18 protein-coding genes are annotated in these 22,809 nt (G+C 68.5%); 11 read left to right on the top strand and 7 right to left on the bottom strand.

Going from position 1 to position 22,809, the window contains the following annotated elements:
- Window positions 1–465: 465 nt before the first annotated feature.
- Both VF167_13055 and VF167_13050 read left to right on the top strand, forming a co-directional pair.
- Entirely contained in the window at window positions 466–1,674 is a 1,209-nt protein-coding gene (locus VF167_13055; GenBank protein ID HEX6926342.1) for a histidine kinase, read from the top strand.
- Entirely contained in the window at window positions 1,667–2,473 is an 807-nt protein-coding gene (locus VF167_13050) for a LytTR family DNA-binding domain-containing protein (GenBank protein ID HEX6926341.1), read from the top strand. The genes VF167_13055 and VF167_13050 overlap by 8 nt, the downstream gene beginning before the upstream one ends.
- Before the next feature lie 125 nt (window positions 2,474–2,598).
- Here VF167_13050 and VF167_13045 read toward each other — a convergent pair whose 3' ends face one another.
- Both VF167_13045 and VF167_13040 read right to left on the bottom strand, forming a co-directional pair.
- A complete protein-coding gene (locus VF167_13045) occupies window positions 2,599–3,939 on the bottom strand; it encodes a sulfatase (protein HEX6926340.1) in 1,341 nt (446 codons plus the stop codon).
- Window positions 3,940–4,366: 427 nt separating this feature from the next.
- Window positions 4,367–5,626: a hypothetical protein gene (locus tag VF167_13040; protein ID HEX6926339.1), complete on the bottom strand. Its 1,260-nt coding sequence runs from the start codon at window positions 5,624–5,626 to the stop codon at window positions 4,367–4,369.
- 386 nt (window positions 5,627–6,012) lie between these two features.
- Between VF167_13040 and VF167_13035 the strand changes: the two genes are divergently transcribed.
- Entirely contained in the window at window positions 6,013–7,875 is a 1,863-nt protein-coding gene (locus VF167_13035; GenBank protein HEX6926338.1) for a CehA/McbA family metallohydrolase, read from the top strand.
- 228 nt (window positions 7,876–8,103) lie between these two features.
- On the top strand, window positions 8,104–8,460 hold the full coding sequence (locus VF167_13030; GenBank protein ID HEX6926337.1) for a hypothetical protein: 357 nt from the start codon (window positions 8,104–8,106) through the stop codon (window positions 8,458–8,460).
- Between the two features lie 180 nt (window positions 8,461–8,640).
- On the opposite strand, the gene VF167_13025 is transcribed toward VF167_13030, so the two are convergent.
- On the bottom strand, window positions 8,641–9,870 hold the full coding sequence (locus tag VF167_13025) for an NAD(P)/FAD-dependent oxidoreductase (protein HEX6926336.1): 1,230 nt from the start codon (window positions 9,868–9,870) through the stop codon (window positions 8,641–8,643).
- A gap of 606 nt (window positions 9,871–10,476) precedes the next feature.
- On the opposite strand from VF167_13025, the gene VF167_13020 reads away from it, so the two are divergent.
- The 4 genes from VF167_13020 (at window position 10,477) to VF167_13005 (ending at window position 14,505) form a co-directional block, all read left to right on the top strand.
- Window positions 10,477–11,613: a WYL domain-containing protein gene (locus VF167_13020; GenBank protein ID HEX6926335.1), complete on the top strand. Its 1,137-nt coding sequence runs from the start codon at window positions 10,477–10,479 to the stop codon at window positions 11,611–11,613.
- The gene (locus tag VF167_13015) at window positions 11,606–12,616 is read left to right on the top strand and encodes a WYL domain-containing protein (GenBank protein HEX6926334.1); all 1,011 of its coding nucleotides are present in this window, start codon (window positions 11,606–11,608) and stop codon (window positions 12,614–12,616) included. The genes VF167_13020 and VF167_13015 overlap by 8 nt, the downstream gene beginning before the upstream one ends.
- Window positions 12,617–12,958: 342 nt before the next feature.
- Window positions 12,959–13,312 (top strand): VOC family protein, encoded by a 354-nt coding sequence (locus tag VF167_13010; protein HEX6926333.1) that lies wholly within the window; start codon window positions 12,959–12,961, stop codon window positions 13,310–13,312.
- A 239-nt stretch (window positions 13,313–13,551) separates the two neighbouring features.
- Window positions 13,552–14,505, top strand: a complete 954-nt coding sequence (locus VF167_13005; GenBank protein ID HEX6926332.1) for a formylglycine-generating enzyme family protein — start codon at window positions 13,552–13,554, stop codon at window positions 14,503–14,505.
- Window positions 14,506–14,630: 125 nt separating this feature from the next.
- Here VF167_13005 and VF167_13000 read toward each other — a convergent pair whose 3' ends face one another.
- Entirely contained in the window at window positions 14,631–15,167 is a 537-nt protein-coding gene (locus tag VF167_13000; protein ID HEX6926331.1) for a GNAT family N-acetyltransferase, read from the bottom strand.
- Window positions 15,164–15,577: a hypothetical protein gene (locus tag VF167_12995; GenBank protein HEX6926330.1), complete on the bottom strand. Its 414-nt coding sequence runs from the start codon at window positions 15,575–15,577 to the stop codon at window positions 15,164–15,166. Before VF167_12995 ends, VF167_13000 begins: the two co-directional genes overlap by 4 nt.
- Window positions 15,578–15,774: 197 nt before the next feature.
- Between VF167_12995 and VF167_12990 the strand changes: the two genes are divergently transcribed.
- On the top strand, window positions 15,775–19,611 hold the full coding sequence (locus VF167_12990; GenBank protein HEX6926329.1) for a PVC-type heme-binding CxxCH protein: 3,837 nt from the start codon (window positions 15,775–15,777) through the stop codon (window positions 19,609–19,611).
- 209 nt (window positions 19,612–19,820) lie between these two features.
- Here VF167_12990 and VF167_12985 read toward each other — a convergent pair whose 3' ends face one another.
- The gene (locus VF167_12985; protein HEX6926328.1) at window positions 19,821–20,327 is read right to left on the bottom strand and encodes a DinB family protein; all 507 of its coding nucleotides are present in this window, start codon (window positions 20,325–20,327) and stop codon (window positions 19,821–19,823) included.
- 275 nt (window positions 20,328–20,602) lie between these two features.
- Between VF167_12985 and VF167_12980 the strand changes: the two genes are divergently transcribed.
- Together VF167_12980 and VF167_12975 are read left to right on the top strand one after the other, a co-directional pair.
- Complete coding sequence (locus VF167_12980) at window positions 20,603–21,121, top strand: pyridoxamine 5'-phosphate oxidase family protein (GenBank protein HEX6926327.1); 519 nt, start codon at window positions 20,603–20,605, stop codon at window positions 21,119–21,121.
- Window positions 21,122–21,190: 69 nt separating this feature from the next.
- Window positions 21,191–21,865, top strand: a complete 675-nt coding sequence (locus VF167_12975) for a hypothetical protein (protein HEX6926326.1) — start codon at window positions 21,191–21,193, stop codon at window positions 21,863–21,865.
- Window positions 21,866–22,091: 226 nt separating this feature from the next.
- Here the strand turns inward: VF167_12975 and VF167_12970 are convergent, their stop codons facing one another.
- Window positions 22,092–22,784, bottom strand: a complete 693-nt coding sequence (locus tag VF167_12970; GenBank protein ID HEX6926325.1) for an NAD(P)-binding domain-containing protein — start codon at window positions 22,782–22,784, stop codon at window positions 22,092–22,094.
- Between the last annotated feature and the right edge of the window lie 25 nt (window positions 22,785–22,809).

Below are 22,809 nucleotides of genomic sequence, written 5' to 3'. Positions count from 1 at the left end.
AATGAGGGCGCCAGGGAGGTCGCCGGCCTCGGTGAGGACGACGATGCCGGTGAGGACGATGACGGCGGCGTGGATGACGACCCCGCCAGAGACGAGTACCCGAAAGCTGCGGCGGCTGCGGCGATGACGACGATCAAACCGGTGTATCTCATAGCCCACCTTTCGCGTTTCCGGGTTCCGGCTCGCCGAAGCGCCCGGCGGCAGAAGCCTTCCGATCTGGGCGAGGGAGGTCGCCGGCCGCCTTAACCGCCTTCGTCGGCGGCTGCAATCTACCCGCGGATTTCGCCTGCTTCCGGCCGAGTGTTGCGAACGGCCTGGGCGTGTTGTGAACGGCAGGAAGGAGAGGGCAAGCAACACCAACCGGGCTTGCCGTAAGTACGGGAAGAGAGAGACTTTTCCGAGTAGTGGACATTGCGGCAGGTCGGAGGTGCCGACCGGGCCGATCGAACCGGAGCGGAGGCCGCGTTGAAGCATCGACGGCGGGGAGATGGAGCACCTGCGCAGCAACTCGTTTCTTTCCGGATCGGGCTGCGGGGTTTGCTGCTCATCTTCGCCTTCTGGACGGTCTTCGGGGTCGCCACCGCGGCGAACGAGCTGGTTTCGCCCTTCCGGCCGCGGCCGTTCCGCGAGGACCTCGTCTTCCTCACCTTCCTGGGTGCTTACCTGTGGGCTGCTCTCACGCCCCTCGCTCTCTGGTTCGTCGGTCGGTTCAGCCTGGAAGAGGGGAATGGCCTGCGGCGGGTAGTGCTATACCTCATGCTTGCCGGGGCCCTCGCCGTACTGGTCACTTCCGTTCTGGCACTGGTTGGCACCCAGTTGATGGATGCGCCGCGGCCGCCACCGGGATCGGAAGCGCCGGGACCTCCGGTTCCCCCGCTCAGGAGGACTTTCGTGACCTCGCTGCGCGTCCTTGTCCGGTATCGCTTTCTCACCGACCTGATGGCTTCGCTGCTGGTGATCGCGGCGGGGCTCGCGTACGACTATTTCCGGAGATTCCAGGCGAGGCAGGAGGAGGCCATCCTGTTGAGAGAGCAGCTCACGGAGTCGCGGCTGCAGGTCCTCCGTACACAGCTCAACCCTCACTTTCTGTTCAACACGCTGAATGCCGTATCCGGCCTGGTCACCCAGGATCCCCGGGGCGTAAGGCGCATGATTGCGCGGCTGAGCGAGGTGCTGCGTTACAGCCTGGACGGCGCGCAGGAGCAGGAGGTCACGCTGGAGAAGGAACTAGACATTCTGCGCCGCTACCTGGAGATCCTCGAGATCCGCTACCAGGGGCGCCTGGTGACGGAGGTATCCGCCGAACCCGACGTGCTGCATGCTCTGGTGCCGACCCTCATTCTGCAACCGTTGGCGGAGAACGCCATGACCCATGGAGTCTCGCGGGCCGGCGGACACGGCCGCATCGAGGTCCACGCGCGCGGAGTGGGACGCGAACTGGTGATCACGGTGCGCGACACCGGTGCCGGCGACGAGGAGGAAGCGGCGTCACCGGAGCGCGGACTGGGAGGAATGGGCTTGCGCCACATTCGCCAGCGATTGGAGCAGCTGTACGGCGGAGAGTACCGGCTTGCGCTTCGCCCCCACCCGGAGCGCGGGATGATCGCGGAGATCGCCCTGCCGTATCACACGCGACCGACGGCGGGCGCGCAGGAGGCGCTGGACAATGCCTGATGGGCGGCCTCTGCGCGTGGTGATTGCGGACGACGAGCCGCTCGGGGTCGGGCGGCTGGCGGAGCTGCTGTCCGAGCAACCGGACGTGGAGGTGGTGGCCACGGCAGAGAACGGCGAGGAGGCGATCAGGGCAATCCGCGAGCTTCGTCCGGACCTGGTCTTCCTCGACATCCGCATGCCGCGCAAATCGGGGCTCGAGGTGGTGCGCGAGGTGGGGCCGGATCGTATGCCCGCCACGGTCTTCGTCACCGCCTACGATCGCCACGCGGTGGAAGCGTTCGACCTGGCCGCGGTGGACTACCTGGTCAAACCCTACGACGACGAGCGCTTCGAGGAGGCGTTCCGGCGCGCCCGCCGGAAGATCGAGCTCGAGGGATTGGACGGGCTCCGCGAGCAGATGCTGAGGCTGTTGCAGTCAGGGCAGGGCGATCCGCCTGCGCCCTTCGGGAAGGCGGCTCAGGAGCGGTACCTGCGGCGGATCGCGGTGCCGATGCGAGGCAGGATGCGGGTGATTCCGGTCGAAGAGATCGACTACATCACCGCGAGCGGGGTGTACGCGGAGCTGCATTCGGCCGGCGGTAGGCACCTGATCCGCGCGCCGCTGCAGGCGCTCGAGGAGCAGCTCGATCCCGCGGAGTTCATGCGCATCCACCGGTCCGTGATCGTGCGGTTGGATCGGGTGCAGATGCTCCTGCGCGGCGGGCAGGGGAAGTACGAGGTTCAGCTCAGAGACGGGATCCGGCTGCCCGTTGGCCGCTCGCGGCGGACAGAGGTGGAGCAGCGGCTCGGGCGTAGGTGATGGGCTCGGAGGCGCCTCGGCCTCCGAGCAGGCGTCGCGCTACTGCCGGACGGGGCGCTACGTAGTCGGAGCGGCCCGTTTCGAGGGTGGATTTCGGCGCTGCCCGATCGGCCGGCTGCCTGGCGTCACCTCGTTCTGAACTCCTCCACCGCACGCCGGATCTTCGCAATCACCTCGGGGTGGTCCTCCGCCACGTTGTACTTCTCCGAAGGATCGACATCCAGGTTGTACAACTTCGGGATCTCGTGCTCCACCGGATCGGTCGCGCCACCGGCGAGGTCCCGGGTGATGAAGTGCGCCTTCCACGGCCCGACGCGCGCGGCGTACAGCTCGTCGTTGCGGTAGTAAGGGAAGAACTCGCGCACCTCGGCCTTGCTCTCCCCGCGGAGCAGCGGCAACAGGCTCCGTCCATCGATGATCCGGTCGCGCGGTAGCTCACCGCCGGCGAGCGCGAGCGCCGTGGGGAAGATGTCCAGGTTGCTGGTTACCTGGGTGCGCACGGTGCCGGCGGGCACGGTTCCCGGCCACCAGGCAATCGCCGGCACCCGCATCCCGCCCTCCCAGGTGGTCCCCTTACCGTCGCGCAGCAGCCCGGCGGAGCCGCCATGATCATCGTAGGCCAGCCAGGGTCCGTTGTCGCTGGTGAAGAAAACCAGCGTGCGCTCCTCCAGGTCCAGCTCCCGCAACACGTCCAGCACCTGGCCCACGCTCCAGTCGATCTCCTGCACCACGTCGCCGTAGAGGCCGCGCGCGCTCGAGCCGAGGAACCGATCGGAGGCGAATAGCGGCACGTGCGGGAGGTTGTGCGCGAGGTAGAGGAAGAAGGGCTGGTCCCGGTGCTCGCGGATGAAGCGCACCGCCTCCTCCGTGTAGCGGCGGGTGATGGTGCGCTGGTCCGCGGGGCGCTCCACGATCTGCGTGTCCCGCATCAACGGCACATTCCAGTACTCGAAGCGCGGCTCGCGGAAGGCGGCGCGGCCTTCCGGCCCACCCACGCGATCCATGTCGTTCGAGTACGGGATGCCGAAGTAGGAGTCGAAGCCGTGCTTGGTGGGGAGGAATTGAGGGAGATGTCCCAGGTGCCACTTCCCGATGGCCGCGGTGGCGTAGCCTCGCTGACGCAGCGCCTCGGCGATGGTGATCTCCTCCGCGGGCATCCCCACCGTGGAGTGGGGGAAGAGCACGCGCGTCAGTCCGCTGCGGATCGGCAGGCGGCCCGTCATCAGCGCGGCGCGGCTGGGCGTGCACACCGAAGCCGCCGCGTAGAACTGGGTGAACTTCATCCCCTCGGCCCCCATGCGGTCCAGCCGCGGCGTCTGGATGGTGGGATGCCCGTACACCCCCAGGTCGCCGTACCCCAGGTCGTCCGCAAGGATGACCACGATGTTCGGGGGGCGCTCCTGCGCGGACGCGGTGGCGGCGAGGAGGGCGGAGAGCGCGAGGAGGAGGAGCGTCGTCAGTCGCACGATTCGGTCGGGGACTGAGAATTACACGGAGGGCACGGTAGCGAATTACGAATTACGAATTACGTGCTAACTGGCAAATTCGTACTTCGTAAATGTTCCAGAAACATCTGTGGCCCTTGTGGCCGCCCGCACGGGGATGCCGCGTATATCGGCGCCGTCCGGAACCCTCCGCATCGCGTGCGCGCGGCCACAAGGGCCACCCCCCTACCGGAAATATCCGGGACAATGCCGCCTGAGTGGTGGCACTTGTTAGACCGTGCGTCACGAGCGATCGCGGGCAAATTCCAGGGCGCGCAACCACCCTTCGCTTCGCTCAGGGCGACAAGGGCGCTCGGAGGGAAACCTTGAGGACTTCTACAGCATTGCGCAAGTGATCCCCGGCGGCATCCCCCGGGGTGAAGCCATCTAGCTATCGCCGGGGCGCATCTCAGAACCGCGGGTTCACCACCGTGTTGTAGATCGACCCGAAGGTGTAGGAGAAGCCCAGGGAGAGGAAGTAGTCGTAGTTGGTCTCCAGCTCACGGAGGTCGAGCAGGATCTCCTCCGGGTCGGCATCTCCCGCGGGGAGGAAGAGCTGGTCGCGAATGTAGGAGACGCCCCCGAAGAGACTGACCGAGAGTCCTCGCAGCACGCGGACGTCGAGGCGGTTGAAGAGGTCGAGGCTGAAGCGCTCGCCGTCGTGCAGGAACTGGCGCCCGGTGAGGGAGATCTCGGCCTCGCCCCAGGGCTGGTTCAGCTCCAGAGTACCCCGCAGGCTGTGCTCCGGAAGGGTCTCGGAGAGCTTCCCGAAGAGCGTGATCTCCCGGTAATCGAAGTGGGAGAGGCCCACCGAGTAGAGGAAGGTGAGCTGCCGGCGGTTGAAGAGCTGGTAGGGAAAGACACTGTACTCGATGGCCGGAGCCAGGCGCACGGAGAAGTTCTGGTTGAGGCGGGTCGAGCTCTCCGCCCCCGCCCTGCCGCCCGCGGACCAGTGGGCCCCGAGACTGCGGACGAGGAGGGTGGAAAGCCCGTATTCGTGCTCCTCGCTGGTGACCGTGGTGACCGAGTCGATCTCGAAGCGGCCGTGGCCCTGCTCCCCCTGGGTCTCCAGCTCGAACTTCCACTGCTCCGTGACCCGCTCCGCCTCGACCGAGCCGTCGATATCCCAGGACTTGCGACGCGCCTCCCCGTCGAAGGAGCCGCCCAGCCGGATGCTGAAAGTCCAGAAGTCCCAAGGATCGTCGATTCCGGCGGTAGTTCGCGGCGCGGCTCCGTTCGCGGGCTCGTAACGCACTTCCAGGCCTTCCGCACCGGGGTTGCGCGCGGCGACGAACGCCGCCAGGCCGAACCGCATGGTCCGGACGAGCCCCTCGCGTTCCTCGTCTTCCGTAGCGGTCTGCGGGGATGTATATCGAAGATCGAGCGACTGACCCGTCAGCACCCCCTGCCCGAGGAACTCCAGGGTATACTCCCAGCCACCGCCGCCGGTCTGCTGGCGGGTGATCAAGAGGTGGACGTCCGCGTCCTGGCGATCCCGCACGTAGGCGACCCAGTCGATCTCGCTGCGGATGAACTGCTCGTCGCATCCGAACCCGCTGCAATCCAGAAAGACGTGCAGGGCGTCGGCCGCGGCTTCCTGAGCCCGAAGCAGACTCGCGGTGAACAGGCCAGCCAGGATAGGGGCGAGAACCGGGAGGATCCGGGTCATGAGAGCGCGGGGTCGGAGGGGCGAGAGGATCGCCTGCGGGCGCGAGAGGCACGGTCCTGGGCTCGGCCGATCGGCTCGAGAGGGATCGCGTTGCGCCCGCACCACGTACACGCGAGCCGAGCGCGGCGTTGGCAAGCGGACCGGCGGTGAGATCGCACCCGCCGCCTGCGGAGGTCCTGCGGTGGGCGGCGCCGCTCGGCAGTGGAGGTCGAGTTCGCGCGGACGCGGCTCGGGCTGGAAACAGGAGCTCGGAGCTGGATTGTCAGCCGCTCGGCGAGGCCTCACCCTGAACTGCCCGTCACGATCTAGCGTCGCGCAATCCTGTTCAGCCGTGCAGCATGACATCATCATTATCCTTCCCTCGTTCCCTGCACCGGCGACCTCCCGTGCTCACCTTGTCACACCTCCGTCCGTTCGTACCCGGTGCGCTCCTGCTGCTTTCGCTCGGCACGATCCTGCGGCTTCTCATCCCGACGAACGCCCTCGCCCAAGCGCGACCGATATCGGCGGGTCCACATCTGTTGAGCATTGGTGGGGTCAGGGAGTGGAGCGAGCCGGCCGGGGTGACGAGTGAGCCGGAGCTGAACCTGCGCTTCGAGGCCCCGAGCCCGAACGGGGCCGCGCATACCCTCGCGCTGCGGCAGACCGGCGTGCGCCGAACCTGGGTCGTCGAGCTGAACGGGTCAGAGATCGGTCGCCTCTATCCGGACGAGAACCCGCATCGGGTGTTCTTCTCAGTGCCCGAGGGGGCGCTGCGGACCGGCGAGAACCGGCTGCGGGTGGCGCCGCTCGACACCCTTCCCGACGACGTCGCACTGGCCGCAATCGAGCTGCTGGCGACTCCGCGTGAGGCTCTCCTGGGTGCGTCCGCGGTGGCGGTGACGGTGCTCGGGGAGGACTTGGAGCCGCTGCCGGGGCGGATCACGATCGTGGACGGGGAGGGAGCGCTGGTGGAGCTGGCCACGGAGAGCGGGGGACGCCTGGCGGTGCGGCCCGGAGTGGTGTACACGGGCGATGGACGCGCGGAGGTCCGGCTGCCCGCTGGATCTTACCGCCTCTACGCCACACGCGGCTTCGAGTACGGCGTGGATTCAGTGGATATCGCGCTCGATGCGGGAGAGACGGAGGAGGTGACGCTCCGACTCCGGCGTGAGGTGCCCACCGAGGGATGGGTCGCGACGGATACCCATCTGCACACCTACACCCACTCCGGCCACGGCGACGCCACGCTGGAAGAACGGGCGATCACGATCGCCGGCGAGGCGCTCGAGCTGCCCATCCTCACCGATCACAACGTGCACGTGGACCTGGAACCGGTGGCCGTGGCGGTGGGCGTGCGGGACTACTTCACGCCGGTGATCGGGGATGAGCTGACCACCCCGGTGGGGCACTTCAATCTCTTCCCGGTTCCGGCCGCGGCCGAACCGGCGACACCGAAGGTACAGAACTGGGCGGAGGTGAAGAGTGCGATCGCGGCGGTGGAGGGCGTCGGCGCGGTCGTGCTCAACCACGCGCGTGACATCCACCTTGGTTTCCGCCCGTTCGATGACGGGAAGACGGTGCGACTCCCCGCGGAACGGACCGCCTCGGACGGCGGAGAAGGTGGCGAGGAGGCTTGGCCTCTCCCCGCCCACGCGATGGAGGTGCTGAACTCCGGCTCGCAGCAGACCGATCCGCTGGAGCTGTTCCGCGATTGGCTGGAGCTGCTCGGTCGCGCATACCGTCTGACGCCGGTTGGCTCGAGCGACTCACACGATGTGGCCCGCTACATTCCCGGTCAGGGACGCACCTACATCCGCGTGGACGACCGCGACCCGGCCCGGATCGATGTGGACGCGGCGGTGGAGCGCTTCCGCGCCGGCGCGGTCACGGTGAGCTTCGGACTGTTCACGGACGTCACCGTGAACGACGACTACGGACCGGGAGACACTGTGCCGGCCGGAGGGGATTCGCTCGACGTCGGCGTGCGCGTGCTGGGCCCCGCCTGGACCCGAGCAGACCGGGTGTCGCTGTACGTCGGCAGAGAGCGGGTGCGCACCGAGGTGCTCGCGGACAGCGGCGCGGCCGGGGTCAAGTGGAGCGGGCGCTGGCGCATTCCGCGCCCCGCCCCCGGATCGACGATCGTCGCCCTGGCGGAGGGTCCGGATCCGCACCGACCCTTCTGGCCGATCGCCCTACCCTATCAACCGAGGTCACCCGCCGTCGCGCCGAAGATACTCGGAATAAGCGGTGCGGTCTGGATTGAGTAAAATTACGAATTACGAATTACGAATGTGGCGCGATGCCGCTCCGAGACAGGACGCGACGACCGGCCACCGCCGGCGCCCTCTTCTTTCGGGGCAACTGCCAGCCCCCGCCTCATTCGTTCGACGCTACCTCGATCACCTTGTCATCCGTACACCCGTTCGCGCGTTCACTCCTTGTCTCCGTGTCTCCCTGTCTAGCCGTCACCCCGTCACCTTGTCACCCGTCCGCCCATGCGCGTCCTACTCCTCGCACTCCTGCTGCTGCTCTCCGCCTGCGCGTCCGGTGGGCGCCGGGGGTATGATCCCAACGCGGTGCGGATGTGCATCCAGAACGAGACGGTGGGTTACGGGAACGTGGTGGCGTATGTGAACACCATGCGCTTCACGGTGGCTCCCGGAGAGGAGGAATGCCGCAATGTGAGCGGGTCGGCGGCGGGGCTGACGATCCGTGCCTCCACCACCGCCGGCGGCATGGGGGGACCGCTGCGGTTCGCTTTCTCCCTCCCCGGAGGCACCTACTGCTGGCACTGGCGGGTGACGAGCGCGCGGGCGCTCGACGTGGTGTCGTGCGATGTCGAGCCGTACTGACCGAGCGGAACCATGGAGGGCGCGGAGGGGAGGGGTAATTACCAATTACGAATTACGAATTACGAATTACGATTGTGGTCCAACAGCTAGCAAATTCGTACTACGTAGCTGTCCCAAGGACCTCTGTGCCCTCGGTGTAATCCTCTGCGACCTCTGCGGTTTTGCCGTCTTCTGTTCGATCTAGAACGAAGTAGACCCCACCGGTGTTGTTCGAACCTGCCCGTGTGGGAGCGAGGTGGGCGGATCGGGGAACGATCCACGACCGAAGAAGACGTGGCGCGCGACAGAGCGGCAGGGCGGTAGTCGCAGCGCCGCGCAGGCCAGTTCGGCGGCGGCAGGCGAGTGGATGGACGACAGCAGCCGGCGGAGCAGAAGGCGGGTTCGGAAGCGGGCGCGGAAGGCGGCACCGCCGTACGGTTCCAACGCTGCCTCGTCCCCGCTGTCGAGATAGTTACAGGTGACGTCGACCGCCAGCGAGGAGAGACGGAGGCACGGATCGAGTCCCCCTGCGGTGAGCGGCGACACCGCGCCCGCGGCATCGCCGGTCAGCAGCCCCCGGGGACAGGCGATGCGCGGCAAGACCCCGCCCACCGGGATGCGGCCCCCGCGTCGTTCGGCGGCCGGCACACCTTGCAGACCGAAACGCGGCGCTACGCGCTCGCGAAAGCGGCGCAGCGCCTCCGCTGGTTGGAAGCGCGAGGCGTAGCCTCCCACGCCCACGTGGACCTCCTCCCCGTCGTCCACCACCCATGCGATGTAGCCCGGTGCCAGGGCCGGGTCCAGCCAGACGTGGAAGGCGGGGCGCAGACCGGTGGAAAGGCCCACGAAGACCTCCTCCACCCCCACCAGCCACTCCCGGTTCTGGTCGAGCCCGAGCGCGGGCGCGACGCGGGAGACCGCCCCGTCGGCGCCGATGACGAAGCGGACGTGCAGCCGCTCTCTCCGTCCCGCGCGCTCGAGCATCGCGACCGAACCCCCACGAACCGGCTGCAGGTCCGCCAGCGTGGTCGCCGGCCTCCACTCCGCCCCGGCGTCGAGGCATTCATCGAGTCCTCTTCGGTAGAGCGCCGCCATGCGCCCGAGGCGATATTCGTCGTGCGGGCTCTCCAGCTCGATCCCGCGGTCCGAAGGCGAGTAGAGCACCACCCGCCGCACGGCGGGTCCGAGGCAATCCTCCGGCAGCGCGAAGCTCTCCAGGGTGCGCCGCACGAAGATCCCGGTGGTGTGCACCGCGTGGTCCACCCGCGGCTTGCGGTCGACGAGCACCACCCGCACCCCCCGTTCGGCGAGTCGCCGGGCGCACTCCAGGCCGGCCAACCCGGCGCCCACCACCACCACGTCCACCCCCGCTCCCTCCGAAGCCGGTCCGGCCAGGGCGAGGTTGCTGTCTGACCAATTACTTTGTTGCATAAAGCCCCCGTGCGCGAAGGTTCGTGCCTCGATGCGATCGAGGGCAGATCTTACGCAAAGTCGAATCCGTGGTCAAGTACTTTGTGTAGCAAAGTTTCGCTCGAGTCCGCAACAGCAAAGCGCAGCGGTCATCGAGGAACGCGCAGAGGACGCGGAGGAGTCGTTGCCATGGGAGGGAACCGGTCGTCCACTGTCAGACCCCGTTCGTACCTTCATCGCGTGCACGAACCCACCTTCACCCGGAGCTTGTGACTGCGCTCACACTACCTTCCCACCGGCACGAATCGCAGGTCATCCATCTTCCCCCCCCACTCGCCCGGGGTGGACCGGAGTTGGCGCACCGCGTCGATGTCCGACGCGTGTCAGCCCGGTGGCCCCGCGGATCCTCCTGGTGGGTTCGGCACCGTGCCACCCCTCGCGCGACCACGCCTCGAGCGGACAGTCCCCCGGCATGTTCAGGCTGATCCGGAACCGCGGCGCCGATCGCGCCCGTACGCGGTCCGGATCGCGATCCGCCCCTGTGCGACTTGCACACTACTGGGCGCTGTGCATAGGCTTCGGCTCTCCGCGGGCCCGCAGGTCTGATCTCGATCCACCTCGCTCACCATGCCGCCAACCCGAACGCAACGCTGGCTCGACCTCCTCTCCTACCTGCTCGGACGCCGCGTCCCGGTGCCGGTGGAGCAGATCATGGAGGAGCTGCCGGCCTACGCGGAGAAGTGGATCGACGGCGATGCCACCTCGCGCGCAACGGCGCGCCGCACCTTCGAGCGCGACAAGGACGACCTGCGCAGGTTGGGGGTGCCGCTCGAGCCGGTCCCCTACACGGTCGGCGGCGGGGTCGACCAGTACGAGGGATACCGCATCGCGCACCGCGACTTCTATCTCCCCTACCTGCGTCTGATCTCCGGGCACACGGGGGAAGTCGAGGCACCACCAGGACGCGGGCCGCGGCCGTACCTCGACGTCCCCTCCCTCGATCTCTCCCCGGCCGAGGCGGAGCTCGCCCTCGAGGCGTTGCGACGGGCCACAACCATCCCCGCCTTCCCCTTCGCCGACGAGGCCACCAGCGCCCTGCGCAAGCTCGCCTTCGACCTCGATCCGGAGCGCTTTCCGGAGGACCCGGTCAGGTGGGTGGAGCCCCCCGGCGCCCGCGAGGTGCTCGCGCGACTGCGCGTCCTCTCCGGGGCGCTGCTCGGCCGCAAGCGGGTGCGCTTCGCCTACCACGGCATCTATCGAGGGCGGGTGACGCAGCGGGAGGTCGCCCCGTACGGTCTCTTCTTCCAGGGCGACTGGTACCTGGTGGGGCGGGACGACGCGGCGGACGGAATCCGCGTATTCCGGGTCTCGCGGATGGAAGAAGTGACAGTCAATAGCAAGGCCCCGAAGTCGCCCGACTACGCCATCCCCGAGGATTTCTCCCTGCGCGACTACCTGGATCTGCGCGCCTGGGAGCTGGGGGAGGAAGAGGCGATCGAGACCGAGGTGCGCTTTCGCTTTCCGCTCTCGGTCAGGGTGGAGCGGAACCGCGAGGGGGAGAAGGTGCGCGAGGAGGAGGATGGCGCGGTGGTGCGGCGTTTCCGCGTGGCGCGACCCGATCCCTTCCTACGTTGGATCCTGAGCCTCGCGGGTGAGGCAGAAATCCTGTCGCCCGCTGAGCTGCGGGAGGACCTGCAGGAGATGGCGCGCCGTGTCGAGGCCCTCTACGCCGAGGCCGATTCGGAGGCGGCGACCCATGCCTGAGCGCGACACATCCGAGGCCCAGCTCGGCCGGCTGCTGGCCCTGCTCCCGCGGGCGGCCCGCGCCGGCGGCGTCCCCCTCGCGGAGCTGGCCGAGGAGATGGGTGTCTCACCCGAGCGATTGCTGGCCGACCTGGAGGAGCTCTACACACGCGAGTACTACCACCCCGCCGGGAGCGGCAGCAACGTGCAGGTGCTCATCGAGGCGGACGAAGTGGAGATCTTCACCACCGGCGAGTTCCGGCGCCCCCCGCGCCTGACCCCGCGGGAGACGCTCGCGCTCGGCCTGGGCTTGCGGGTGATGGCGACCGAGACCGATCCGCTCCGCCGTCCGGCGCTGCTGGCGCTCGCCGAGCGGCTGGAGGCGGGAGTGCTGGGGGCCGCACCCGGTGAGGAGCTCGAGCGCATCGTCGTGAACGCGGATGCCAACACTCCCGGCGAGATCCGCGAAGCGTTGGTGCGCGCGGCCCGGGAGCGGCGCCGGTGCGAGATCGCCTACCTGAAGCCGCTGGCCCCCGAGCCCGAGCGCCGCACCGTCGACCCCTACGTGCTCCTGTCCGCGGGGGGCAAGTGGTACCTCGTCGCTTTCTGTCATCGGAGCGGAGACGTACGCGTGTTCCGCGCCGACCGCGTGGTGGCAATCGAAGTGGGCGAGGAGCGCTTCACCGTCCCCGAGGGCTTCGACGCCGACGCCTACGTCCGGGAGGGTCGCGTCTATCGGGCGGGTGAGGAGGTGGAGGAGATCGAGGTGGCGGTGCGCTTCTCCCCGCGCATCGCGCGCTGGATCGAGGAGCGCGGCCCCGTCGAGCGCGGCGAGGACGGCTCCGTGGTCGTGCACTACCGCGTCGCCGACCCGGCCTGGCTGGTGCGCCACGTCCTCGAGCACGGCCCCGACGCCGAGGTGCTCCATCCGCCGGAGATGCGGAGGCGGGTGGCGGCGGTGGCAGCGCGGGTGGCTGGGGAGCGGGCGGGGCGGGCTGGACAAGGTGACGGGGTGACAAGGTGACAAGGGACAAGGAGACCGCGTTGGCAGACCTCCAGCCGACGGTGTCAGCGTCGCGCCGTCGGCTGTCTCCGTGTCTCGTCCTCGACTTGTCTGCTCGTCACCCTCTCACCCCATGACCTTGCTCCCCGTTCACTCCTTGTCTCCTCGTCTTGCTGTCGCATGGTCGGCATCGTCTCCCTGGCGTCGTCGCCCCTCCCATAGCATCACTGTTCGGAGATCATCATCCACGGCGCGTCACCCGTAATCCGTAATCCGTAATCCGTAATCCGTGTTCCGTAATTCGTAATTCGTAATTCGTAATTCCTAATTCGTAGCTCCCCATCCTGCTCCCGAGAGGTCCCCATGCATGCCGACCGCACTATCGACTACATCGAGCTCCCGGCGCGGGACCTCGACGCCGTGAAGGCGTTCTACACCGCCGCCTTCGGCTGGACCTTCGAGGATTATGGCCCGGACTACTGCGCCTTCAACGACGGTCGGCTCGACGGCGGCTTCTTCCGGTCCGACCGGCACGCGTCCACCGAGGCGGGATCGGCGCTGGTGGTCCTCTACGCCAACGATCTCGAGGCGACCCTCGAACGTGTGCGCGAGCAGGGCGGCACCATCGTGCGCGACATCTTCAGCTTCCCGGGCGGCAGGCGATTCCACTTCGCCGATCCCGGCGGCAATGAGCTCGCGGTGTGGTCGGAAAGGTAATTGCGAATTACGAATTACGAATTACGAATTACTGATAGAGATTTTGAGTTTTGAATTTTGAATTTTGAATTACGGCGGTCGACAGAGCCGGCGGCCACTGCTGAGCGTGGAGGCCTGCGGCAGACCGAGCCGCCCCGGCGCTGGAAGGGATCGCTGCGAGAACCCACGTTCAATCCCCATTCGTAATTCGTAATTCGTAATTCCGCGGTCGGAATCCCGGGAATGGCGAGGAGGTCAATGTGGCGTCGCGACGCCAGTTCGTGGCAGTCTTTACGGGTGTGCTCGGGGGGATGATCGGCCTGCCGGCGACGGCATGTCGGCGGGAGGGTGGCGGCCGGTCGGAGAGGTCGGTTACGATGGGGGCGGGGAGCCGCGCGGCGGGAGATCCGATATCCGACTTCGCCGGGGTGCATCCTGGAGACCGGCGTGTGCTGGAGGGGGTGGCGTTGCGGTGGTGCCCTGCCGGGACGTACCGGATGGGCAGCCCATCCGGCGAGTCTGGTCGCCGCCCGGATGAGGCGCAGGTCGACGTCACGCTGACCCGCGGCTTCTGGATCGGGGCGTTCGAGATCACGCAGGGGGAGTGGGAGCGATTCGTCGGCGCCTTCCCGGAGCGCGTGCCCACCGCGAGGTTCGGCCTTGGCGACGAGCACCCTGTCTACTGGGTTAACTTCTCGGACGCCGAGGAGGTCTGCGCGCGCCTCACCGCCCGCGGCCGCGCGAGCGGCGCGCTGCCGGAGGGATGGGAGGCGCGTCTACCCACTGAGGCGCAGTGGGAGTACGCCTGTCGGGCGGGAAGCACGAGTGCCACGGCGTTCGGCGACACGCTGGAGCTGGAGGAGGCGAACTTCGCACTGAATCCCGTTCCCGCGGGTCAGGCGGCGCGGGCGACGGGAAGCTCGACGCCGGTCGACCGCTATCCTCCGAATGTGTGGGGCATCCACGACATGCACGGCAACGTCTGGGAGTGGTGCCGCGACTGGTATCACTCGCGCCTGCCGGGGGGCACCGATCCCGATCTGTATGCCAGGGTGGGCGTGCCCAACCGCGACGGCAGCTACTCGCGGGTGCGCCGCGGCGGGGCATGGATCGAAGGCGCGGAGCTCTGCCGCTCGGCAGCGCGCCTGCGTTTCGAGCCCTACCTACGCTCCGACCACATCGGCTTCCGCGTGGTGGTGGTACAGGTGGCTTAGTCGCTCCTGGATCGCCTCCGCCCGGACCGTCATTCCAACCAAGTCGGATTTCGATTGAACGTAGCGCAGGTTGCCTGACAACACCTCCGCAGCTTCCGTCCCATCGCGCCGACCGGAGCCTGCCGTCAGACAGGATCGTTCGCTCGCGCCACGGTCCTGGATCCGCAGATCGACTGCAGCCGCGTGAGGTCGGACCACCCGTATCCGCCGTGAAACTCGCCGCTCGGTGCGAGCAAGCGGGTGCCTCCCATCGCCTCGTAGAAGCCGTTGCTGCGGCTCGCCGCATCGCCAAAGAGCAGCATCGAGGGGATCCCCGCCCGCAGGAAGCGCGCGGCGGAGGCGCAGAGGAGGCGGTGCCCCAGGCCGCGGCCCTGCCACTCCCGCAGGAGGTAGATCTTGTTCAGCTCGCCGCCGTAGCCAGGCGGCTCCGCCCGGTGCAGCTCACCGCTGGCGAAACCGATGAGCTCGCGCGAGTCGGTCTCGAGGACCACACAGAAGACCAGTTGCCCGGAGCGAAACTTCTCGCGCCACTGCTGCTCGCGGAACTCCACCTCCGGGCCGCCCTTGTGCGTCTCGCGAAAGGTTCGTACGTGGAGCTCGGCCAGCCGCGGGGCGTCCTCCGCGCGGGCGTCACGGAGAGTGATCTGCGGTGTAGGTATCATTGAGGTTTCCTCGCGCGCACGGCCCAGGCACGCGCGGTCAGAGGGATCCCGCCGTCCGAATCTCTCGGGAGCGTCTGTTCGAGCCGCGCTCGAAGCGCCTCCCTCTGCGTCCCGCTCAGCGAGGCGACGTATCCCGGCGCCGGCCCCTGTCCACCGAGGAAGGGCTCCCAGTACTCATCGAAGCCCGCGAAGCGGGTGGGCGCCTCCAGCGATCGCACCTCGACCGAGCCGAGCGCCACGAATTCGAAGAGCCTGCGGAGGGGATCCGGCCGACAGAGGGGGAAGCGCCTGGCCTCGTCCAGCTCCGCGGCGTTCGATCCCTCGGCTACGGTGCGAGCGCTCCGCGTCAGCGCAGGCGCTCGGCCACACCGCGGGTCCTTCGCTGCGGCGCGATCCCTGGCTGCAGCCATGCCCCTGGGCTGTACGGTTCCTCGGCTTCAGCGTGGAGCCTCGGCTGCAGCGCCAGGCCGTTCAACGTCTCGAGCGGAGACGGACGACAGGGTGAACGATGGTGGTTTGTGTCCCCGCGCGGAATGGATATCTTCGGGGAGCTGTCCACACCCCCGCTTCGATCACTTCGGTTCACCTCCGGCACGTCGCTCGGAACATGCGCACGCTCCGCCTTCCCGCGATCACGACCGCGATCACCCTGCTCGCCCTCGGCTACGGCGCGGCCGCCTCGCGACCTGCGCAGCCGCCGGCCGACCCGCTGACCGTGCAGGTCGACGAGGCAGCGGGCACCCTCACGGTCCACCGGGCGGGGACCCCGCACGCGATCCTCACCGCCAACGCCCGGGCCGACCATCGGCCCTACCTGCACCCGATCGTCCCGCTCGACGGGCGTGGCGCCTTCACCGAGTTCAGCCCCGGTCACCATCCCCACCAGACGGGACTCTACTGGGGATTCGCCCGGGTGAACGGCCGCGACTTCTTCCACAATCCCGGCGCCTCCCACTGGCGACGGGTCTCCCTCGAGGTGGTCGAGGAATCGGGAGAGCGGGTGATCTGGCAGACCGTGTACGACCTGCTGGACGAGTCGGGCGCGCCGATCCTCCGGGAGACGCAGATCTGGACGATGCGCGTCGAAGACGGGCGCTACCTGCTCGACCTGGAGTGGCGGGGTACCGCGCAGACGGACGTGACCATCGGAGAGTACGATTACGGCGGGCTCTTCCTGCGCATGCCCTGGCGCGAAGGAATCGAGGGGGATGCGGTGAACGCCGCGCGCCAGCGCAACGAGGCGGCGGAAGGGAAGCGCGCGATGTGGCTGGACGTGGGGATGGTGGTTGAAGGACGCGAGGATGCGGCACACGTCGCCATCTTCGATCACCCCGACAACGGCGGCTATCCGACCCCCTGGCGGGTCGATGGTCAGCTCGGCGTGGGGCCGGCACGCTCCCGCCTGGGAGACTGGACGATCGAGGCGGGCGCCACCGAGGTGATGCGCTACCGACTCGTCTTCCACACCGGTGAGCGGAACGACGTCGAGATCCTGAGCCTGTGGGAGGAATACACCGGCCGCTCCGGCACCTACACCACCACCGAGCTGTGGAACCTGGCGCGGGAGGAGGGCTTCAAGGCGGACTTCCTGACCGCCCAGGAGCAGGTGGAGCGGATGACCCTGCTCGACGGCTTGCAGGTGAACGCCTGGGCTTCCGAGCCGATGCTCACCCAGCCGATGGCCTTCGCCTGGGACGACCGCGGCCGGCTCTGGATCGCCGAGAACCGGGACTACGAGTCACGCGGCGCCGGCTTCTCCGGCTCCGGCGACAGCCGCATCCTCATCCTCGAGGATACCGACCACGACGGCCGCGCCGACAGTCGCAAGGTCTTTCTGGAGGGGATCCCGTTCCCCAGCGCGCTCGCGGTCGGCTTCGGCGGGGTCTTTCTGGGCGCCCCGCCGCACCTCCTCTTCGTCCCCGACCGTGACGGCGACGATCGGGCGGACATGGAGGACATCGAGATCCTGCTCACCGGCTGGGGGATCCGCGACCGCCACGAGACGGTCAACTCCCTTACCTGGGGACCGGATGGCTGGCTATACGGGCTGGAGGGGTTCGCCACTCCGTCTCGCATCCGGCCGCCGGGGCCGAATGATCGGCTGATCCGCCCGGGCGAGCCCTTCCCGGAGGAGCGGATCCTGGAGGGTGAGGGGGTCGACATCGACGGCGGAGTGTGGCGGTATCACCCCGTCACCCGGCGCTTCGAGGTGGTGGCGCACGGGTTCAGCAACCCCTGGGGGATCGACTACGACGCGCACGGGCAGCTCTTCATCACCGCCTGCGTCATCCCGCACGCCTTCCACGTGATCCCCGGCGGGATCTACATGCGCCAGGGTGGGCGGCACTTCAACCCCTACGTCTACACCGACATCGGGCCCATCGTCGACCACCGGCACCGCTCGGCGCACGGCGGCGCGCGCATCTATCAATCCGACGCCTTCCCCGAGGTGCACCGCGGGCGACTCTTCATGGCCAACATCCACGAGCACGCGGTGCTCTCCGACGTGCTCGAGCCGGTGGGGTCCGGCTTCGTCGCCCGGCACGGGGACGAGGTGCTGATGGCCAACAACGCCCAGTGGATCGGCTTCAGCGTCGAGGTGGGGCCCGACGGCGCGCTGTACGTGCTCGACTGGCACGACCCCGACATCACCGGCGGGAGCGTGACCGGGAAGGAGACCGGGCGGATCTACCGCATCTCTCCAGAGGTGTCACGGGCGGAGGATTTCCCCGGGCGCTACGACGACCTCTCGAAGATGAGCGACCTGCAGCTGGCCGAGTTGCAGCGGAGCCCGAGCGACTGGCATGCGCGCCGGGCGCGGCTGGAGCTGCAGGAGCGTGCCGTGAACGGCGAGATCGATGAAGCCGCGCGGCGGGCGCTCGTCGCCCTGTTCGAGAACGAGGGTGAGCCGGTGGAGCTGCGGCTGCGCGGGATGTGGGCGCTGCACGTGAGCGGCGGCGTGGGCGGTGAGAGGCTGCGTCTCGCGCTCGAGGATCCGGAGGAGTACGTGCGTGGCTGGGCCGTGCAGCTACTCACCGAGGAGGGCGATCCCGGGCCCGACGTGATTGCGCGCTTCGCGGCGCTGGCGCGCAGCGACCCCTCGCCGGTGGTGCGCAAGTACCTGGCGGCGGCGCTGCAGCGCCTGGAGGACGAATCGCGATGGGAGATTGCCCGTGGCCTGTTGGCCCGACCCGAGGATGCCGAGGACCACAACATCCCCAAGCTGATCTGGTACGGCGTGGAGCCGCTGGTGGCGTCGGGGGCGACGCGGGCGCTGGACCTCGCCGGCGAGAGCCGCATCCCGCTGGTGACCGAGCTGGTCGCCCGCCGCAGCGTGGACGCCGACTCGCTGGGGGCGCTGGTGTCCGCTCTCGAGCGTCATGAGGCGGCGCGCCCGGCCCTGCTGCGGGGGATGCGCACCGCGCTCGAAGGACGCCGCGATGTAGACTCGCCGCCCGGGTGGGAGCGGGTGCTGCCGATCCTGGAGGCCGATCCGGCAGCGCGCGAGCTGGCCGGCGAGGTCGCGCAGCTCCTCGGCGACGCGCAGGCGGCGCAGCGGAACCTGGCGGTCCTACACAACGCAGGCGCGGAGCCCGAGGGGCGCCGGAGGGCGCTGGCCGCCCTGGCTTTGCGGCAGCGTCCCGAGCTGGTCGACGAGCTGCCGGCGCTGCTGCGGGATCCGGAGCTGCGTATTGAGGCGATCCGCGCGGTGGCGGCGTACGACCGCGGGGCGCTGGGCGACACCCTCCTGGCGATGTACGACGCGCTGACCCAGGACGAGAAGCGCGAGGTCTTGTTGACCATGGCGTCACGTCCGGTGTACGGACGGCAGCTGACCGACGCGATACGCGAGGGGCGGGTGGCGCGGCGCGACATCCCCGCGGGCGTGGCGCGGCAGCTCCGCCGCGTGGTGGGGGCCGGCTTCGTGGAGGTGTGGGGGATGATCGACCTGGACTCCGCCGAGGAGCAGGCGGCCTACACCCACTATCGCTCCCTGCTCACCGAGGAGGCGATCCGCGAGGCCGACGCCGCGGCGGGTCGGGAGGTGTTCCGGCGCACCTGCGGCTCCTGCCACGTGTTGTTCGGCGAAGGAGGCGAGGTGGGTCCCGAGCTCACCGGCACGAGCCGCGGCAACGTCGAGTGGCTGCTGTCGAACATCCTGAATCCCAGCGAGGTCATCCAGGATGACTACCGCCTGGTGGTGGTGACCATGCGCGACGGCCGCACCCACATGGGCAACGTCATCGCCGAGGACGCGCGGCAGATCACCCTGCGCGTGGTCGGCCAGCCCCCGCTGGTGCTGGCCAAGTCCGATATTCAGTCGCGCGAGGTGTCCGACACGTCGCTGATGCCGGACGGGCTGTTGCGGGGGTTGAGTGACGAGGAGGTGCTGGCGTTGTTTGCGTATCTGAGGAGGGGGGAGGGGGTAGAGGCAGGACGTTAGAAGCTGGAAGCCGGAAGCTAGAAGCTAGAATTCCTCCTGTAGGGACGGGCCCTTGCTGCAACCCTTGTGGCTGCACTTGTTGCCGCCAGGCACGAATGCGGTCGATTCTCACGATTCGACCTTCAGCCGCTCGTGCGGCCCGCAACCAGGGGCCGCCCCTACCGGTGGGTCAACGCAGATGTGACCTTCTAGCTTCTAACTTCTAGCTTCTAACTTCTCTCCGTCCCCCATCCCTCATCCGCCGTCGGCCCGTAGATCGACGGGACGGGCACATCCCGCAGCCGCAGGTACACTGTCAACTGCCCCCGGTGGTGAACCAGATGGCTGATGTGCTGGCGGACGACCACGCTTCGCGGGAGGGTGAACAGGATCTGGTCCCGCATCTTCAGCGACCAGGGGACGTCGTAGTCGGCGTCTTTGGCGTTGGCGATCGCCTCGCGGGAGCTGTGCACGTTCTCGTCGAACGTTTTCAACAAGGTTTCCGTGGTCTCGTTGGTGTATCCGCCGCCACCGGCGGCCAGGTCGAGCTCGGTGCTGGTCAGGGTCTGCCCGATCCATCCCGGCAGCGACGCCACGAGCTGGGCCAGGTGGGCGATGGAGAAGGATTTCGGGTGCGGCTTCCAATCGGGCTGATCGTCGGGGACGCGCTCGAGGACGCGCCGGGTGGTGGCCATCTCCTGGTCGAACTCGGGCAGCAGCGTGTCCGCGATGCTCATGGGCTAGTCTCCTCACTTCCGCGTCGATAGATGCCCACGGATGCCTCGACCGGACCTTCGCTGCCCGTGGGCGAGCCGACGGCTCCGGCGGACTCATCCGCGCGACGTTGACCTGGGAAGAGGCTCACAGGACGGAGCTCCTCCCGTCGGCGGAAGATACGGAGCCGCCGGGCCGGAACAAGGTAGAGGGCGGGAGAGCCTCCCCCGCCCTCGAGCCGGAGTCCGGGCACCCAACCTGCACCTGGCCTGCTCTCCACACCTGACCTGGAGATGCCATGTCGACCCATTCGCAGGCCAAGCAGCTCGACGAGCTGTATGAGCTGATCGACAAGATCGAGACCGCGATGTTCACCACCCGTCGTCCCGACGGGCGCCTGGTCTCGCGGCCCATGGCGACGCAGAAGCGCGACCCCTTGGCGGACATCTGGTTCGTCACCGACATCGAGTCACACAAGCTGGACGAACTGCAGGGCGACCCGCACGTGAATCTCGCCTACTTCGACACCGACTCGTACGAGTGGGTGTCGGTGAGCGGCACCGCCCGGATCTCTACGGACCGCGCGAAGGTCCGCGAGCTGTACCAGCCCGACTGGCGCGCCTGGTTCGGCAAGATCGACGAGACCCGCGACGGCGGCCCCGACGATCCGCGCCTCGCGCTGGTACTGGTGGACGCGGACAGCGTAGTGTACATGCGGCGGGAGAAGTCGAAGCCGATGGTGCTCTTCGAGCTGGCCAAGGGGATGGTCACCGGCTCGCAACCCGATATCGGGGAGACGCACCGGCTCGAGCTGTAAGTGCTCGCTCCCGGCGGGCGCGGCAGCCGCTCGACATCCTCACGTTGGAGTCAAACCTCGGAGCTCCGGATGACGAATCGATCGCCCCGCCGGTGGGTGGTGCTGGCTGCGACCTGTCTGTTCCTTCTCCCGGCGCGAGAGGTCCACGGGCAGGCTCCTCCCGCCGAGCCCTCGACGGCCTCGGGAGCGCAGGTCGACACACCCGGGAGTGCTCCGAGCAGCGAAGCGGGAATCTCGGGGGATGCCTGGGTCGGGTTGGCCGGCGCGCTGGTCGGTGCGGCGCTCGGCTTCGGGGCGGCGATCGCCGCGGTGAAGTTGAACAACCGCGAGGCGAAGCGTCGGCACGCCGAGGCGGTGCGGATCGCGCGCCTCACCATCCTGAGCGAGGTGGAAGTGAACCGCGAGAACTTCGCGGCCGACTGGCGGCGGGTATCCGAAGAGTACGAGCCCTCCGACGTGCCTCCGGTGAACCGGGCCGGCATGTACCCCGCGCCGCCGGTCATCGCCACGGCGTGGGAGGGCCAGATCGACCTCGTCCCCGAAGCTTTCTCCGCCGAGGAGACGGCGGCGTTGCACCGCTTCTACGCCAGCGCGCGTACGGCCGTCGCGGTGCGTGAAGGCATCCGACAGCTCTACGTGAGCGACGCACCGCAACAGAGCCGCAATGAGGCGTTCGAGCTGTATGGTCTCCACGCCGCGCGGGTGAGGGACTTCTCCCCGCCGTCGGCGGCCGGCGGGGGTTGAGTCGGGAGGGTGCCGCTCGCAGTCCGCGCTCGCTGCGCCGCTCCTCGAAGCGGGTCCGCGCCTCCGTGTGGGGCCCGAGATTGTCGGGAAGCGCGGGGGCCTCGGGAGGGCCGCGGCGAAGCTTCAGCGGTCAGGGAGGCGCCGCCGCAATCCTCCGTGACCACTGCAATCACCCGTGACCGCCGGAAAAGAGCTCGGCGCCTTCCTTGGGTCTCCTCGGGGGCGCTCAGGTCCGCGAACTCGACGCAGCCCGGCTGTGTCCGGTGGCGCGGAACCGGGCGATGTGTTCGGGGGTGGCCTCCGCCAGCGCTCGCCGCACTCCTTCCGCATTGAGATCGGCCACGTACACCGGCGTGCCGGGCTGCTGGCGCCACGACTCGTCCAGCGTGCCCGCGTCCACCCTGTCGAAGCCCAGCTCGTCGATCAGCCGCAGGACGATTTGCTTGTCCCGCTCGCGATCGCCCGCCACGGGTAGCCCGACCCGGTTCGGATCCCCGGCGGGCCGCCCCTTCTCCAGCAGGCTCCGGTAGTAGATGTTGTTGAAGGCCTTCACCACCGGCCGTCCGAGGTGGTTGGACACCCAGCGGCTCTCCGGCATCCCCGCCTCGAGCGCCTCGATGCGGCCATCCCGGGCCGGGTAGTAGTTGCCGGTCTCCACCACCACCACGTCCTCGGGGACGCCCTCGAAGAGGTCCTTGGGAAGGTCGGGGATCCGCCCCTGCGGGATCGTGACGACGACCACCTCCCCGCTGCGCGCCGCCTCGTGCACGGTCACCGGCCGCGCCCCGGTCTCCGCCGCGAGCTCCTTCAGCGTCTCCGGGCCGCGCGAGTTCGCGATCGAGACCTCGTGCCCGAGCGCGGTCAACCGACGCGCCAGCGTGCCGCCGATCATCCCTGCCCCGATGATGCCGATCTTCATGCTCCCTCCCGCGTGAGAACGTCTC

Source organism: Longimicrobiaceae bacterium (assembly GCA_036375715.1).
Lineage (GTDB): Bacteria > Gemmatimonadota > Gemmatimonadetes > Longimicrobiales > Longimicrobiaceae > DASVBS01.
The sequence above is the reverse complement of the archived record's forward strand: the minus strand, read 5'-3'. Positions and strand labels throughout refer to the sequence as shown.

Coding starts and splice junctions, on each gene's coding strand:
- VF167_13050 (HEX6926341.1), top strand. CDS start 1,667: ATGCCTGATGGGCGGCCTCTGCGCGTGGTGATTGCGGACGACGAGCCG.
- VF167_13020 (HEX6926335.1), top strand. CDS start 10,477: ATGCCGCCAACCCGAACGCAACGCTGGCTCGACCTCCTCTCCTACCTG.
- VF167_12975 (HEX6926326.1), top strand. CDS start 21,191: ATGACGAATCGATCGCCCCGCCGGTGGGTGGTGCTGGCTGCGACCTGT.
- VF167_13010 (HEX6926333.1), top strand. CDS start 12,959: ATGCATGCCGACCGCACTATCGACTACATCGAGCTCCCGGCGCGGGAC.
- VF167_12990 (HEX6926329.1), top strand. CDS start 15,775: ATGCGCACGCTCCGCCTTCCCGCGATCACGACCGCGATCACCCTGCTC.
- VF167_13040 (HEX6926339.1), bottom strand. CDS start 5,626: ATGACCCGGATCCTCCCGGTTCTCGCCCCTATCCTGGCTGGCCTGTTC.
- VF167_12995 (HEX6926330.1), bottom strand. CDS start 15,577: ATGGCTGCAGCCAGGGATCGCGCCGCAGCGAAGGACCCGCGGTGTGGC.
- VF167_13000 (HEX6926331.1), bottom strand. CDS start 15,167: ATGATACCTACACCGCAGATCACTCTCCGTGACGCCCGCGCGGAGGAC.
- VF167_13030 (HEX6926337.1), top strand. CDS start 8,104: ATGCGCGTCCTACTCCTCGCACTCCTGCTGCTGCTCTCCGCCTGCGCG.
- VF167_13025 (HEX6926336.1), bottom strand. CDS start 9,870: ATGCAACAAAGTAATTGGTCAGACAGCAACCTCGCCCTGGCCGGACCG.
- VF167_12980 (HEX6926327.1), top strand. CDS start 20,603: ATGTCGACCCATTCGCAGGCCAAGCAGCTCGACGAGCTGTATGAGCTG.
- VF167_12970 (HEX6926325.1), bottom strand. CDS start 22,784: ATGAAGATCGGCATCATCGGGGCAGGGATGATCGGCGGCACGCTGGCG.
- VF167_13015 (HEX6926334.1), top strand. CDS start 11,606: ATGCCTGAGCGCGACACATCCGAGGCCCAGCTCGGCCGGCTGCTGGCC.
- VF167_12985 (HEX6926328.1), bottom strand. CDS start 20,327: ATGAGCATCGCGGACACGCTGCTGCCCGAGTTCGACCAGGAGATGGCC.